Source organism: Streptomyces sp. AP-93 (assembly GCF_022808175.1).
In the GTDB taxonomy this organism is placed as follows: domain Bacteria; phylum Actinomycetota; class Actinomycetes; order Streptomycetales; family Streptomycetaceae; genus Streptomyces.
Window position 1 is genome coordinate 377,926 of the sequence record NZ_JALGBX010000003.1, and the last position, 15,009, is coordinate 392,934.

A 15,009-nucleotide genomic window follows, 5' to 3' on the forward strand; every position below is an offset into this window, starting at 1 on the left:
CCTGCCCGGCTGGCCGGACCAGCGCCGTAGGCCGGCGGCGAGGCCGCGGGCGAAGGCGCACTGCGCGAGTCGTCGCTGGTAGCCGGTACCCCGGACCACGCCACGGCACCGGCCAACGGCGGCCACGCGGTGGGGGCGGGAGAAGATCCAGCGGACACGGCCGGATCAACGGCCGGCCGGGGGGCACTGTCCGCTGGAGCAAGCAGCGGCGGCCATGCGGTGGGGGTGGGCGAGGAACCGGCGGACACGGCCGGATCAACGGCCGGCCGGGGGGCACTGTCTGCTGGAGCGAGCAGCGGCGGCCGCGCGGTGGCGGTGGGGGGCAATCCGCCGGGCCCGGCGGGAGGGGAGGTTGGCTGGGGAGAACGTTCCGCTGGAACGGGTGGCGGCTGCCACGGGGCGGCGGGCGCAGGCTCGGTGCCCGTGGCCGTAGGAGAAGTGGGCGGAGCAGGTTGGGCCGTGGCACCGGACGGCGACGGGCCGGACCTGCCGTCCAGGGAGGCAGAGGGGGCGGCCCACGTGGGCGCAGCCATCACGGCCGAGGTGGCGCCGACTGGAGCCGGCCCGTCCGGGGCCCCTGGGACGGCCAGGGCCGGGCTCGGAGCGGGAGCCGTGGGCTCGGTACCGAAAGGCTTCCCGTGCTGGGTCGGCGGGTGCTCGTTGAAAGCTGTCAGGTACGGAGAAGGGTGGTCATCCGGCGGTGGCGTCGGCGCCCCGCCAAGGGCCGGGGCCGGGGCCGACGGCGGCGGCGTAGGTCCGGCTGGGGTGGTGGGAGACGACGCCGGCGTGCTCTCGGCGACGGGTCGGGCCCCGGGTGCGGGGGTCGGGGGTTGCAGGAGCCCGGCGGAGATGGTCGGAAGCAGCGAGGGCCGGTGCCCGACCGCAGCAGCCGAACCCTGGGCGGCCGCTGGCGGTGCCCCGACGGTGGGCGGGACGCCGGGAGGAGGGGCTGACGCTGTTGAGAGGGCCGCGGTCTCCTCCGGAGTCGACGGTGGCGAGGAGCTGACGGGGGCGGGCATGGAGGACATGGGCCTGTACCCGGGGGAAGGGGGAGAGCCCTGGGCGTGGGAAGGCTCGACCGGACCGCTCCCTGCGCCGGGTGGCGGACCCAGGGCCGGCCCCGACATGGGCTGCAGCGGCGCAGCCGCAGCAAGGGGGGACGGCCGTGGCTGATCGGCGGACGCCGAGGAAGGCGGCACAGAGACACCCGGAGGAATCGGCGAACCCAGCCCATCAGCGGGCACCGACAGCAGATCAGCCGGCACCGGCGGCGGAGGGGCGGACTCAGCCGCCATGAGCGAGGCAGGCGCCGAGAGGGGCGATGCGGCGGCGGCCGGGGCGAGCGGGGAACTCAGCCGGTCAGCGGACACGGACGGCGCCAGGGCGGGGGCAGGCGAAGACCCCGTCGACAGCAGCGGATTGACAGGCTCCGGGGCCGGCGGCGCAGACTCAGCCGCAGCAAGAGGGGACCGTGGCGGATCGGCAGGCACCTCGGCAGGCACCGCCGAGGGCGGCACAACAGCGGCCTGCGGAAGCGGCGGACTCAGCCGATCAGCCGACGCCGACAGCTGCAGGGCGGAGGCGGGCGGAGAGTCCGGCGACGGCAGGGCGTAGGCAGGCATCGGCTTCGGTGGCGCGGACTCAGCCGGAGGCTGCGGGGACCGTAGCGGAGTGGTGGGCGCCACCGGTGGTGGTACGGGGTTGGCCGGTGGCTGCGCGGAAGCGGACTGCGGAAGGGTGGGGCCCAAGGAGGGCACAGGATACGGCGCCTCGGTAGGGGGAGGGATGGGTCCCAAGGAGGGCGCAGGGGGGACCACGTCGGCAGACGGAGAGGCAGGACCCACGGAGGGCACAGGAGGGACCACGTCGACGGACCGAGAGGTGAGGCCCAAGGAGGGCACAGGGGAGACCACGTCGGCGCGCGGAGAGGCAGGACCCAAAGAGGGCACAGGAGGGACCACGTCGACGGACGGAGAGGCGGGACCCACGGAGGGCACAGGAGGGACCACCTCGACGGACGGAGAGGCAGGACCCACGGAGGGCACAGGAGGGACCACGTCAGCGGACGGAGAGGCGGGACCCAAAGAGGGCACAGGAGGGACCACGTCGACGGACGGAGAGGCGGGACCCAAAGAGGGCACAGGAGGGACCACGTCGGCGCGCGGAGAGGAGGGATCCAGGGAGGGCGCAGGGGGGGCCGCGTCGGCGGGCGGGGGGGTGGTGCCCGAGCGCGGTGTGGGGTGGAGCGCGTCGGCGGGCGGAGGGGTGGGGGGCGGGGAGGGGTGGAGGGGGTTGGGCATTGGGGTCCTTAGCGGCGGGTGGCGGCGGAGATGGCGTCGGCGAGGCGGTCGAGGACGGCTGAGGCCTGCTCGTCGGTCAGGGTGAGAGGGGGGAGGAGGCGGACGACGCTGGAGTGGCGGCCCCCGAGTTCGACGATGAGGCCCCGGTCCAGGCAGGCCTGGCGGACGGCCACCGCGAGGTCCGGCGAGGCTTCCCCGGTGTCGGGGTCGGCCAGTTCGACGCCGATCATCAGCCCGCGGCCCCGTACGTCCGCCACGCACGGGTGGGCCGGGATCAGGCCGCGCAGCGCGGCGAGCATGCGCGCGCCCAGGCTCGCCGCGCGCTCCGCGAGGCCGTTCTCCCGGACGTAGGCCAGCGTCGCGGTGCCCGCCGCCATGGCGAGCTGGTTGCCGCGGAAGGTGCCGGCGTGGGCGCCGGGGGCCCACTGGTCCAGCTCCGCCCCGTACACGATCACCGCGAGCGGGAGGCTGCCCCCGATGGCTTTGGAGAGCACCATCACGTCGGGGACGACCCCCGCGTGGTCGACCCCCCAGAAGGCCCCGGTGCGCCCGACCCCCGTCTGGACCTCGTCGGCGATCAGCGGGATCCCCCGCTCCGCCGTGATCTCCCGCATCCTGCGCAGCCAGGCGTCGGGGGCGGGGTGGACTCCGCCCTCTCCCTGGACGGGTTCGACGATCATCCCGGCGGGCGCGGGCACCCCGCTCTTGGGGTCGTCGAGCAGGTTCCGCGTCCAACGGGCCGACAGTTCCGCGCCCTCGGCCCCGCCGACTCCGAACGGGCAGCGGCGGTCCTGCGGGTACGGCAGCCGGGTCACCCGTACGTCCGCGGCCCCGCCGGAGACGGCCAGCGCTCCCGTGGTCATGCCGTGGTAGGCGCCCGTGAAGGCGAGCATCCCGGACCGTCCGGTCGCGGTGCGGACGAGGGTGAGCGCGGCCTCCACCGCGTCCGTCCCGGCCGGTCCGCAGAACTGGATGCGGGCGTCCGCGGCCAGCTCCGCCGGCAGGCTGGCGAACAGCTCGGTGGTGAAGGCGTCCTTGACCGGAGTCGCGAGGTCCAGCACGTGCAGCGGGGCTCCCGAGTCGAGGACCCCGCGGATGGCTTCGAGCACCACCGGGTGGTTGTGGCCGAGGGCGAGGGTTCCGGCGCCGGAGAGGCAGTCGAGGTAGCGGCGTCCGTCCGCCCCCTCGATGGTCAACCCCCGTGCGCGCACCGGCACGATGGGCAGGGAGCGCGCGTACGTCCGTGCGGCGGACTCCCGTTGCGCCTGCCTGCGCAGGATCCCCTCGGCCGCGGCCGGCCCGGGCCCGCGCCCCACCGCCGGAGCTGCCACCGGAGCCGCCACCGGAGCAGCCGCCGGACCGGCCGGCAGACCCGCCACCGCACCCGCCGCCGGGCCCGGTTCCGCGAACTGCCCTGCCTCCGGAACCCGGTTCGTCTGCGCCGGAACCTCCGCCCCGGCCGTGGCCTGCTCGCCCGTCCAAGCCGTCAAAGGCACGAGTGTCGCTCCTCCCGCACGGTTGCTCTTCCGGGGTGCGCTTCGAACACCCACGCTGCTCCCCCATCCCCCGTACGTACCAACGACGGTGGCGGCGACGGATCACGGGTGAGCCCAAGATCCTTGTCCCGCCCGGGGGAACCGGTGCCCCGGGCTGTGCCGTCCCCCACGGCAGCGGCATAGTGGGGTGCTGCAACCCAGACGCCCGCCAACCCAGGCACCATCCCGAACCACCAGGGGGATTCACGACATGCGACCGATCCGACCGGTCACCGCGATCCTGTGCGCGGCCGCGCTCGCGCTGACCGCCGCGGCGTGCGGGCCCGGCGACGGTGAGACCGACGCCAAGCCGACCGTGGCGGCGAGCCTGCCCACCAGCCTGGACGGGGTGAAGATCCCGGACGGGCTGAAGGACAAGCTCAAGGAGCACGGCATCGACCTGGAGAGGTGGAAGGGGGGTGAGTGGAAGAACTGGAAGAAGGAGGACTGGCTCCGCGAGGCGGGCGACTACATCAACCCGATCATCGAGGACCTCTGGGACTCCGACCGGATGCGCGACGCGGACAAGATGCCGCAGCCTCCCGCCGTCGACCAGGACGCGGGCAAGGACCAGGGCGTCACCGACCCGACCCCGGCTCCGGTGGCGGCCAAGGTCGCGGCCCCGCCCTACCACCAGAGCGTCCCCGCCTCCGGCAAGGTCTTCTTCGACGGCCCCGAGGGGTCGATGGTCTGCTCGGCGACCGTGATCAAGGACCCGGCGCACCCCGGCAGGTCCAACATGGTCTGGACGGCCGGCCACTGCGTGCACGCGGGCAAGTCCGGCGGCTGGTACCGCAACATCGCCTTCGTCCCGTCGTACAACAACAAGGGCAAGTCGGCGGCCGCGCTCAAGGGTGCGCCCCGCGAGGAAGTGGCCCCGTACGGCGTGTGGTGGAGCGACTGGGCGCAGACCTCCGACCAGTGGATCGCGACCGGCGGGCCGACCGGCGGCGCGGGTGCCCCGTACGACTTCGCGGTGCTGCACGTGACCCCGGAGAAGGGTGGCGGCAAGTCGCTGGAGGAGACGGTCGGTACGGCGCTCCCGGTGGAGTTCAACGCTCCGGCCGCGCCCAAGATCGCGAAGATGACGGCCACCGGCTACCCGGCGGCGGCTCCGTTCGACGGCCAGAGGACCTTCCAGTGCGCCGACAAGCCGGGCCGGCTGTCGCTGAACGCGACCGACCCCACGATGTACCGCATCGGCTGCACGATGACCGGCGGTTCCTCGGGCGGCGGATGGGTCGCGGCAGGTAGCGACGGCAAGCCCGCGCTGGTGTCGAACACCTCCATCGGTCCCGCCAAGGCGGGCTGGCTGGCCGGGCCGCGGCTGGGCCCGGAGGCGAAGGGCGTCTTCGACGCCGTGAGCGGCAAGTTCAAGTAGCCGCATCGGCGCACCACATGGCTGAGGGCCCCCGCTGCTGCGGGGGCCCTCAGTCGTTCATCCGGTGGGCGTCAGTGCTTCGCGAGCACGTACGGAGCGAACTCCGCCGCCAGCTCCGCGTGCACCCGCGCCTTGAGGAGGGTGCCCTCCGCCGTGTGCTCCTCGGAGATCACCTCGCCCTCGGCGTGGGCACGGGCGACCAGCCCGCCGCGCGTGTACGGAACGACGGCCTCGATCTCGATCGCCGGCCGCGGCAGCTCGGCGTCGATGAGCGCGAGGAGTTCCTCGATGCCCTGACCCGTGCGCGCCGAGACGGCGATGGAGCGCTTCTCGATCCGCAGCAGGCGCTGGAGCACCAGCGGGTCGGCCGCGTCCGCCTTGTTGATCACCACGATCTCGGGCACCTTGACGGCGCCGACCTCGCGGATGACCTCGCGGACCGCCGCCAGCTGCTCCTCCGGCGCCGGGTGCGAGCCGTCCACGATGTGCAGGATGAGGTCGGAGTCGCCGACCTCCTCCATCGTGGAGCGGAACGCCTCGACGAGGTGGTGGGGCAGGTGCCGGACGAAGCCGACCGTGTCGGCCAGGGTGTAGACCCGGCCGGACGGGGTCTCGGCCCGGCGCACGGTCGGGTCGAGGGTGGCGAACAGTGCGTTCTCCACCAGGACGCCCGCGCCCGTGAGGCGGTTGAGCAGAGAGGACTTGCCTGCGTTGGTGTATCCGGCGATGGCGACCGAGGGCACCTTGTTGCGGCGCCGTTCCTGCCGCTTGATGTCGCGGCCGGTCTTCATCTCCGCGATCTCCCGGCGCATCTTCGCCATCTTCTCGCGGATCCGGCGCCGGTCGGTCTCGATCTTGGTCTCACCGGGGCCGCGGGTGGCCATGCCGCCACCGCCGCCGCCACCCATCTGCCGGGACAGCGAGGCACCCCAGCCGCGCAGTCGCGGCAGCATGTACTGCATCTGCGCGAGGGCGACCTGCGCCTTGCCCTCCCGGGACTTGGCGTGCTGGGCGAAGATGTCGAGGATGAGCGCGGTCCGGTCGACCACCTTCACCTTGACGACGTCTTCGAGGGCGATGAGCTGGCCGGGGCTGAGCTCGCCGTCGCAGACGACGGTGTCGGCGCCGCTCTCCATCACGATGTCGCGCAGCTCGCGCGCCTTGCCGGAACCGATGAAGGTGGCCGGGTCGGGCTTGTCGCGGCGCTGGATCACTCCGTCGAGTACGAGCGCGCCCGCCGTCTCGGCGAGGGCGGCGAGCTCCGCGAGGGAGTTGTCCGCGTCCTGCACCGTGCCGGAGGTCCATACGCCCACGAGGACGACCCGCTCCAGGCGGAGCTGGCGGTACTCGACCTCGGTGACGTCTTCGAGCTCGGTGGAGAGGCCGACCACGCGGCGCAGGGCCGCGCGCTCGGAGCGCTCGTACTGGGCGCCGTCCCGGTCTCCGTCGATCTCGTGGCTCCAGGCGACGTCCTCTTCCATCAGGGCGTCGGCCCGAAGGCTCTCGGTGAAGCTCTGCGGATCCGGCGCACCCTGTGCGTCGTCCCGCGCGTCCTGGGAAGGGGAAGAAGAGGAGGTCATTGGATCCTTACGTCGTTTTCGAATGCGTCCGCGTCAGGCGAAGCGGAGCCAAGGCCAAAGCTACTCCCGCGCGTGACATAACACTGTCACGTCCAACGTGTGACACTCCCCCGAGATTCCCCCGGAGATCCCCCGGAGAGCCCGGAGGTCCCCCGGAGCGCATCCCGCGGAACGGCCTCGTCGATGGTGGCATGCCCGTTCCGCACGCGTCACACGCTTTTCGGGGCGCTCCACTCCGGGTGCCCCGGCATCGCCGGCGTCTTCTTCCCGTACAGCCACGGCTCCAGGAACGCCCCCAGGTCCCGCCCCGCCTCCTGCGAGGCCAGCCGTACGAAGTCCTCCGTGCCGGCGACCCCGTCCCGGTGCTCCCCCACCCAGCGCCGCTCCACCCGGTCGAAGGCCTTGACCCCGATCTCCTGCCGCAGCGCGTACAGGATCAGCGCGGCGCCGTCGTAGACCGCCGGCCGGAACAGCCCGATCTTCTCGCCCGGGGCGGCCGGCTTGGGCGCGGCCGGGGGGCCGCCGGCCGCGCGCCACTGGTCGGAGCGCTGGTACGCCTCGCGCATCCGCCGCTCCAGGGAGTACTTGCCGAGGCCGTCCGCGTACAGGGCTTCGTACCAGGTGGCGTGGCCCTCGTTGAGCCACAGGTCGGACCAGGTGCGCGGGCTCACGCTGTCGCCGAACCACTGGTGGGCCAGCTCGTGGACCATCACGGACTCGACGTACCACTCGGGGTAGCCGCCGCTGCCCGCGAACAGTGCGCTCTCGAACAGCGACAGGGTCTGCGTCTCCAGCTCGAAGCCGGTACGGGCCTTCGCGATCAGCACGCCGTAGTTCTCGAAGGGGTAGCGGCCGACCCGTGCCTCCATCCACTCGATGTGTCCGGCGGTCTTCTTCAGCCACGGCTCGAGCCGCTCCCGGTCCGCCGCGGGGACCACGTCGCGCAGCGGCAGCCCGTGCGGGCCCGTGCGGTGGACCACGGCCGAGTCGCCGATCGAGACCTGGGCGAGCTCGGTGGCCATCGGGTGCAGCGTCCGGTACGTCCACGTGGTCGCGGCGCCCGTCAGGCGGGCCGGCAGCGCGCTCGGCACTCCGTTGGCCACGGCCGTCATCCCGGCCGGCGCGCTCACCCGGAAGGTGAAGTACGCCTTGTCGGCGGGGTGGTCGTTGCACGGGAAGACCCGGTGCGCGGCGTCGGCCTGGTTCGCCATGGCCAGCCCGTCCTCGGTGACCACCCAGCCGCCGTCGCCGCGGCCGCGCGGGTCGCTCGTGTGCCGGACGGTGATGTGGAGGGGCAGGTCCTGCTCCACCGGCCGGGCGGGGGTCAGCACGAGGTCCTCGCCGACGTATCCGAAGGCGGCGGGTTCCCCGTTGACCTCGGCGGAGGCCACTTTGCCGTGGGTGAAGTCGAGGTTGACGGTCTCGAGCCGCGCGAGGCTGCGCGCGTCGATGACGGTGACCGCGTCGAGGGGGCTGCTGTTGTTCTTGTAGGCGAAGGACAGGTCGTACGAGAGCACGTCGTACCCGGGGTTCCCCAGCTCGGGGAAGAGCGGGTCGCCGATGCCGAGCGCCTGGGGCGGGGGCACGACGGCGGCGACGAGGGTGAGGGAGGCCGCGGCCAGCAGGGCGGCGCGCAGGCGCGGGGAGGTGAGCTGCATCCCCCACCGCTTATCAGCGCCCGCCACGCGCCTGCGAACGGCGCGCGACGGCTCCACCCGAAAGGGGTCGGGCGGGCTACGCCCGGCTGACGTCGTGGCTACGCCCGGCTGCCGTCGTGGCTACGCGGCTGACGTCGTGGCTACGCCCGGCTGACGTCGTAGACCCCGGGCACGTCCCGCATGGCCCGCATCAGCGCCGGGAGGCCCGTCGCGTCGGGCAGCTGCAGGGTGTAGCTGTGCCGGACCCGCTGCTCGACCGGCGGCTCCACCGTCGCGGAGACCACCTCGACCCCCTCGCGGGCGATGGCCTCGGTCAGATCGGCCAGCAGGTGCGGGCGGCCGAACGATTCGGCGAGCAGGGTCACCCGGCAGTCCGCGGTCGCCCGCCAGTGCACGGCGACCGGGGTCCGCCCCACGGCGCGCATCTGGGCCACCGTCGCGCAGTGGACCCGGTGCACGGTGACGGCCCCGCCGCGTACGACGAACCCCTCGACGGCGTCCGGCGGTACAGGGGTGCAGCATCCGGCGAGCCGCACGGTGGCGTCCGGCAGGTCGGCGACGGCGTTGCCCCCGCCGCTGCGGAGGCCGATCACCGACAGCGGCGGCCTGGGTGCGGCGTCGGCGGGCCGGGCCCCGTCGGGGTGGGCCTCCAGCCAGCTGCTGACGGCGATCCGGGCGGCCGGGGTCCTGGCGTGGTCCAGCCAGTCGGCGGTGGGCCCCGAGGAGGCGTCGTGCGCGAGCAGGAGCTGGACGGTGTCCCCGTCGGAGAGCCGGGAGGACAGGGAGGTCAGGCGCCCGTTGACCCGGGCGCCGATACAGCCGTGGGCCGCCTCGCCGTACTGCGCGTAGGCGGCGTCGATACAGCTGGCGCCGGCCGGCAGGCCCAGGGTGCCCCCGTCGGCGCGGAACACGGTGATCTCCCGGTCCTGGGCCAGCTCCGAGCGCAGGACGTCCCAGAAGGTGTCGGGGTCGGGCGCCGACTGCTGCCAGTCGAGCAGCCGCGACAGCCAGCCGGGCCGGGTCGGGTCCACCCGCTCCTCGTCGCAGTCGGCCGCCGCGATCTGCTCCGCGGACGGCGGGCCCGTGTACGGATTGCCGAGCGCCACCACGCCCGCCTCCGCGACCCGGTGCATCTGCCGGGTCCGGACGATGACCTCCGCGACGTAGCCCTCGGGCGTGGCGAAGGCGGTGTGCAGGGACTGGTAGAGGTTGAACTTCGGGGAGGCGATGAAGTCCTTGAACTCGGAGATGACCGGGGTGAAGCAGGTGTGCAGCTCCCCCAGCACGGCGTAGCAGTCCGCGTTCTCCCCGACGAGGACCAGCAGGCGGCCGAAGTCGGAGCCGCGCAGCTCCCCGCGCTTGAGGGAGATGCGGTGCACGGAGACGAAGTGCCGGGGCCGCACGACCACCTCGGCGGCGATGCCCGCGTCGCGCAGGACGGCCCGTACCGAGTCGGCGATGGCGGGCAGCGGGTCGCGTTCGCCCGCGTGGGCCGCGATGAGGGCGCGGGTGCGCTCGTACTCCTCGGGGTGCAGGATCGCGAAGACGAGGTCCTCCAGCTCGGTCTTCAGGGCCTGTACGCCGAGCCGTTCGGCGAGCGGGATGAGGACGTCTCGGGTGACCTTGGCGATGCGTGCCTGTTTCTCGGGCCGCATCACCCCGAGGGTGCGCATGTTGTGCAGCCGGTCGGCGAGTTTGATGGACATCACGCGGACGTCGTTGCCGGTGGCGACGAGCATCTTGCGGAAGGTCTCGGGCTCGGCGGCGGCGCCGTAGTCGATCTTCTCGACCTTGGTGACGCCGTCGACGATGAAGCAGACCTCGTCGCCGAACTCCTCACGGACCTGATCGAGGGTCACGTCGGTGTCCTCGACGGTGTCGTGGAGGAGCGAGGCCGTCAGAGTGGTGGTTTCGGCGCCCAGTTCGGCCAGGATGAGCGTGACGGCGAGCGGATGTGTGATGTACGGCTCACCGCTCTTGCGCATCTGGCCGCGGTGCGAGGTCTCCGCGAGCAGGTACGCGCGGCGCAGCAGCGACAGGTCCGCGTCGGGGTGATGGGCGCGGTGCGCTTCGGCGACGTGGCCGATGGCGTCCGGCAGCCGATCCCGGGGCGTGGGCCCGAGCAGCGCGGCGCGTCCGAGTCGTCGCAGGTCAAGCCTGGTCCTGCCACGTCTGCGAAGTTCAGGGAGCGCTTCGGGACGTGCTTCGGGGTTCGTGGCCTCTGCACTCATGGGCACCTCCGACGGCATCGGCCGGCGGTGGTGGGCATGGGGTGAGCCCTCAGGGCCGGTGCCTGATGCTACCGACCCCACCACGTGGCGCAGTCCACCTCTCGCTCAGCGTGAAACGGATCACCCATTAGAGGGAAGCTTCAGGCGAAAGCCGTTTCGGTGAGCCAGGCGGGATCGAACTCGCCCTCGGCCACGATCACGGCGGGTCCGGTCATCTCGATCCGCCCGTCGGGGTGCTCGGTGATGACCAGGGTGCCACCGGGCAGATCGACGGTGTACGTGACGGGCGCCCCGGTGACGGCCGGGTCCGCGCCGTCGCGGCGGATGGCGGCCACGGCGACCGCGCAGGCGCCGGTGCCGCAGGAGCGGGTCTCGCCGGAGCCGCGCTCGTGGACGCGCATGGCGACGTGCCGGGGGCCGCGGTCGACGACGAACTCGACATTGACACCCGTCGGGTAGGCGGACGCCGGGCTGTACGGGGGCGGGTCCAGCAGCTTCCCGGCATCGTCCAGGCTGTCAACGAACGCCACCGCGTGCGGGTTCCCCATGTTGACGTTGCGCGCGGGCCAGGAACGGGCCCCGACGGAGACGATGACGTCGCCCTCGGGCAGCTCGGCGCGGCCCATGGAGACGGTCACGTCGCCGGTCTTGTCGAGATGCACCCGCTTGACTCCGCCGCGGGTGGCGACGGCCAGGTCTCCCGGCTCCACGTGCCCCGCGTGCTGGAGGTAGCGGGCGAAGACGCGGACGCCGTTGCCGCACATCTCGGCGATGGAGCCGTCGCTGTTGCGGTAGTCCATGAACCACTCGGCCTCGTCGGCCAGGTACGCCGCCTCGGGGTGCGCGGCGGAGCGCACGACGTGCAGCACGCCGTCCGCGCCGATCCCGGCCCGCCGGTCGCACAGCCGGGCGACGGCGGAGGCCGGCAGTTCGATGGCGTTGTCCGGGTCCGGGACGATCACGAAGTCGTTCTCGGTGCCGTGGCCCTTGAGGAAGGAGAGGCTGGTCTGCGTCACCCGCCCATGGTACCGAGCCGGCGCCCGGCGCAGCCGGGCCGCCCCTGGGGACGACAGGCCCTAACGGAGCCGGGCCACCCGGTACACCGCGAGCGCTACGACACCCAGCGCGACCAGCGCGTACAGCAGGGCGAGGCGCCAGTCGGGCCGCTGCCCGGAACCGCGTGCCGGGAGCCCCGGCAGGGCGTAGCCCACGCGGCGCGCGGCCATCAGGCCCCAGCCGCCCGCGCAGCAGCTGATGAGGAATCCGAGCATGGCGACGACCGCTCCGCCGTCGCCGAACTCGAAGGCGAGCGGGAAGGCGAACATCAGGGATCCGGCCGCGGCCAGCATGACGATGGGGGCGATCTGCCACAGCCTCAGCCGGCGCTGGGGGCGCAGTTCCACCTCGAAGGCGGGGGCGGCGGCCGCCTCCGCCTCGGCGGAGTCCGGCGCGTCGGGGCCGTCGGGGGTCAGCCGCGCGGGATCCGCGGGCAGTCCGAGGCCGTCGGCGTCCGCGGGCAGTGCGAGCCCGTCGGGGAGGTCGTCGGGAAGGCCGTCGGGGAGGCCGTCAGCGAGCCCGTCGGCGGTCACCGGCGCTCCGCCGGGCAGGCCGTCGCCGTCGGCGAGGGCGCCGTGAAGCATCGGGTCCGTTTCCCGTCGGGTGTCGTCCCGACCGGTGTCACGAGGGCCGGCCTCCATCGCCACGCGCCCTCCCCACTTGGACTTCGCACGCCGTCGTTCACCGCCGGTGACGGCACCGGCGGAAGTTCGATGATGGCACGCCGTCAGGCCCGGGACGGGCGTGCGGGGCGTCCCGATGCCATCACGTGATCAGGCTGTGACCGCTCGTTCGACCAACGACTGCGCGAGTCCGGCGAGTTCCCCCCGGTCCTCGGCGGCCCCGCTGAGCCAGTGCACCCGCGGGTCGCGGCGGAACCACGAGTCCTGCCTGCGGGCGAACCGCTTGGTGGCGCGGACGGTCTCGGCGCGCGCCTCCTCCTGCGTGCACTCCCCGGCGAGGGCGGCCAGTACCTGCTGGTAGCCGAGCGCCCTGGAGGCGGTGATTCCGTCCCGCAGGCCGGCTGCCTCCAGCGTGCGGACCTCGTCCACCAGCCCGGCCTCCCACATCCGGTCCACGCGCAGCGCGATCCGCTCGTCGAGCTCGGGCCGGGCCACGTCCACGCCGATCTGGACCGTGTCGTAGACGGACTCGTGGCCGGGCAGGTTGGCGGTGAACGGCCGTCCGGTGATCTCGATGACCTCCAGCGCGCGCACGATGCGGCGGCCGTTGCTGGGCAGGATGGCCTGCGCGGCGGCCGGGTCGGCGGCGGCGAGGCGGGCGTGCAGGGCGCCGGGGCCGCGCAGGGTGACCTCGGCCTCCAGCCGGGCCCGGACCTCGGGGTCGGTGCCGGGGAACTCCATGGCGTCGAGCGCGCCGCGGACGTAGAGGCCGGAACCGCCGACGAGGACCGGCGTACGGCCCTGGGCGAGCAGCTTGTCGATCTCGGCGCGGGCGAGGCGCTGGTACTCGGCGACGCTCGCCGTCTCGGTGACGTCCCAGATGTCGAGGAGGTGGTGCGGAACCCCTTCGCGCTCCTCCGTCGTCAGTTTGGCGGTACCGATGTCCATCCCCCGGTACAGCTGCATCGAGTCGGCGTTGACGACTTCGCCGTCGAAATGACGGGCCAGGGCTACGCCCAGATCGGACTTTCCGGCCGCGGTGGGTCCTACGACGGCGATGACCCGCGGGGCGGGGGCTGCTTTCCTCACCGCACCAGTCTCGCAGCCCCCGGTCAAGGCCATGCCATGTACCCGATCGAGCTACGTGACGGGACCGGACCGGGGTCGTTGCCTTGGCGGGGTTCCGGCCCGGCGCGCGCCTGCCGTACTGCGGCCCGTCCACGGCGGAACTTCACTCACACGAGTAACGTTATAGGAGTAGACATGGGCATTTTGGACCGGCTTCTCGGCCGTAAGACCCAGGCGACGACCGACGAGGTCGTTTCCGCGGATCTGACGGTGGAGTCCGCGACGGCCGACGAGGCCGGGACCGAGCAGGCTGTGGCGGAGGAGAGCGCGGTGGAAGCCGTCGAGATCCCGAAGCAGCAGTCGGCGGAGGTCAGCGCGGACAGCGAGGCCGCAGAGGGTGCCCGTAAGTAGCCTCGCAATTGGAAGGTGACCCATGGGCCTGCTTGACAATCTGAAGGCCAAGCTCGCGCCCGCCAAGGACAAGGTCGGTGACCTTGCCGCACAGCACGAGGGCAAGATCAGCCAGAATCTGGAGAAGATGGCCAAGGCCGTCGACTCCAAGACCAAGGGCAAGTACAGCGGCCAGATCTCTAGCGGCGCGGACAAGGCGAAGGACGCCCTGGGCAAGATCGCGCACAAGGACTCTCCCGGCGGCCCGACGCCGCCGGCCGCTTCCTGACGCGGTCCCGGAATCACGGAAGGGGCGCGGCACCTGCGGGTGCCGCGCCCCTTCTCCGTTCTGTGCAGGCCCTGCCGCCGCCGCTACGACCAGGCCGCGACGAAGTACCCGACCCCGTACGGGGCATCCTCGTACAGCAGCCGTCCTTCGAGCCCGGCGCCCTCGGCCGCGCCCGCGAGCACCTGCCAGGGGGCCCGGCCGGCGGCCTGGAGCTCCGCGGCGAGTCCCGCGTCGAGGGCGGCGAGGGCGGGCAGGTCGGCGGCGCCGAGCGCGCGGGCGGCTTCCGCGTCGAAGGCGGCGGAGCGTTCGTCGAGGTAACCGGGGGCCTTGAGGGAGCGGCAGGCGCTGCCGTCGCCCATGACGAGCAGGGCGACCCGCTCCTCGCGCGCGGCGAGCTCCCGGCCCGCCTCCAGACACCGCTCGGTGTCCAGCGGCCCGGCGACCCCGAACCCCTCCAGGGGCGCGGCGCCCCACCCGGCCCGGCCGAGCAGCCAGGCCCCGACGGCGAGCGGCGTGGGCAGCAGGCGCGGGCCCTCCTCACCCTCGCCCAGCCGTACGTCGGCCCCGGCGCCGAATCCGCGGAAGGTGCCGCGGGCTCCCTGGGGGTAGGCGCCGTGGTGATCCGGGTCACAGGCTCCGACCACGACGAGCAGATCGGGCCGGGAGGCGGCGAGCACGGACAGCGCGTCGGAACACGCGGTCCGGGCGTCGCCGAGTTCGGCGGCGGCTCCCGTGGCGAGCTCCGGCAGGAGCATCGGCGGGGCGGGGCAGACGGCGGCGGCTACGAGCATGATCCGCAGCGTAGCCGCCCCGCTCCTTCTTGACGCGTCCCTCGCACCACTCGGCCCTGACGGGCCTCCTGGGCTTCGCGCCGCTGCGCCGGACTCCGTCCGGCGGT

General features: G+C 73.4%; 11 protein-coding genes. 3 read left to right on the plus strand and 8 right to left on the minus strand.

All coding sequences use genetic code 11. From position 1 onward, the window contains the following. Positions 1–2,308 precede the first annotated feature (2,308 nt). Positions 2,309–3,643 (minus strand): diaminobutyrate--2-oxoglutarate transaminase family protein, encoded by a 1,335-nt coding sequence (locus tag MTF69_RS07530; RefSeq protein WP_374322414.1) that lies wholly within the window; start codon positions 3,641–3,643, stop codon positions 2,309–2,311. A 403-nt stretch (positions 3,644–4,046) separates the two neighbouring features. Here MTF69_RS07530 and MTF69_RS07535 point away from each other — a divergent pair, with 403 nt between their 5' ends. After that, complete coding sequence (locus MTF69_RS07535) at positions 4,047–5,216, plus strand: serine protease (protein WP_243331802.1); 1,170 nt, start codon at positions 4,047–4,049, stop codon at positions 5,214–5,216. A 71-nt stretch (positions 5,217–5,287) separates the two neighbouring features. Here MTF69_RS07535 and hflX read toward each other — a convergent pair whose 3' ends face one another. The 6 genes from hflX to miaA all read right to left on the minus strand — a co-directional run bounded on the left by hflX (position 5,288) and on the right by miaA (position 13,453). Beyond that, positions 5,288–6,796, minus strand: a complete 1,509-nt coding sequence (gene hflX, locus MTF69_RS07540; protein WP_243331804.1) for a GTPase HflX — start codon at positions 6,794–6,796, stop codon at positions 5,288–5,290. Positions 6,797–7,005: 209 nt separating this feature from the next. Then, entirely contained in the window at positions 7,006–8,454 is a 1,449-nt protein-coding gene (locus MTF69_RS07545) for a M1 family metallopeptidase (protein WP_243331806.1), read from the minus strand. Positions 8,455–8,594: 140 nt separating this feature from the next. Beyond that, positions 8,595–10,685 carry a bifunctional (p)ppGpp synthetase/guanosine-3',5'-bis(diphosphate) 3'-pyrophosphohydrolase gene (locus MTF69_RS07550; protein WP_243331808.1) on the minus strand — a complete coding sequence of 697 codons (2,091 nt, stop codon included), beginning with the start codon at positions 10,683–10,685 and terminating at the stop codon, positions 8,595–8,597. Between the two features lie 140 nt (positions 10,686–10,825). Next, positions 10,826–11,701, minus strand: coding sequence for a diaminopimelate epimerase (gene dapF, locus MTF69_RS07555; RefSeq protein WP_243331809.1), 876 nt, complete (start codon positions 11,699–11,701; stop codon positions 10,826–10,828). Positions 11,702–11,761: 60 nt separating this feature from the next. After that, positions 11,762–12,382, minus strand: coding sequence for a hypothetical protein (locus MTF69_RS07560; RefSeq protein WP_374322416.1), 621 nt, complete (start codon positions 12,380–12,382; stop codon positions 11,762–11,764). A gap of 132 nt (positions 12,383–12,514) precedes the next feature. Continuing rightward, the gene (gene miaA / locus MTF69_RS07565) at positions 12,515–13,453 is read right to left on the minus strand and encodes a tRNA (adenosine(37)-N6)-dimethylallyltransferase MiaA (RefSeq protein ID WP_243331813.1); all 939 of its coding nucleotides are present in this window, start codon (positions 13,451–13,453) and stop codon (positions 12,515–12,517) included. A 174-nt stretch (positions 13,454–13,627) separates the two neighbouring features. Between miaA and MTF69_RS07570 the strand changes: the two genes are divergently transcribed. Beyond that, the gene (locus MTF69_RS07570) at positions 13,628–13,843 is read left to right on the plus strand and encodes a gliding motility protein (protein WP_243331814.1); all 216 of its coding nucleotides are present in this window, start codon (positions 13,628–13,630) and stop codon (positions 13,841–13,843) included. Positions 13,844–13,865: 22 nt separating this feature from the next. Then, positions 13,866–14,111 (plus strand): antitoxin, encoded by a 246-nt coding sequence (locus tag MTF69_RS07575; protein WP_243331816.1) that lies wholly within the window; start codon positions 13,866–13,868, stop codon positions 14,109–14,111. An 83-nt stretch (positions 14,112–14,194) separates the two neighbouring features. Here the strand turns inward: MTF69_RS07575 and MTF69_RS07580 are convergent, their stop codons facing one another. After that, positions 14,195–14,902 (minus strand): hypothetical protein, encoded by a 708-nt coding sequence (locus MTF69_RS07580; RefSeq protein WP_243331818.1) that lies wholly within the window; start codon positions 14,900–14,902, stop codon positions 14,195–14,197. Between the last annotated feature and the right edge of the window lie 107 nt (positions 14,903–15,009).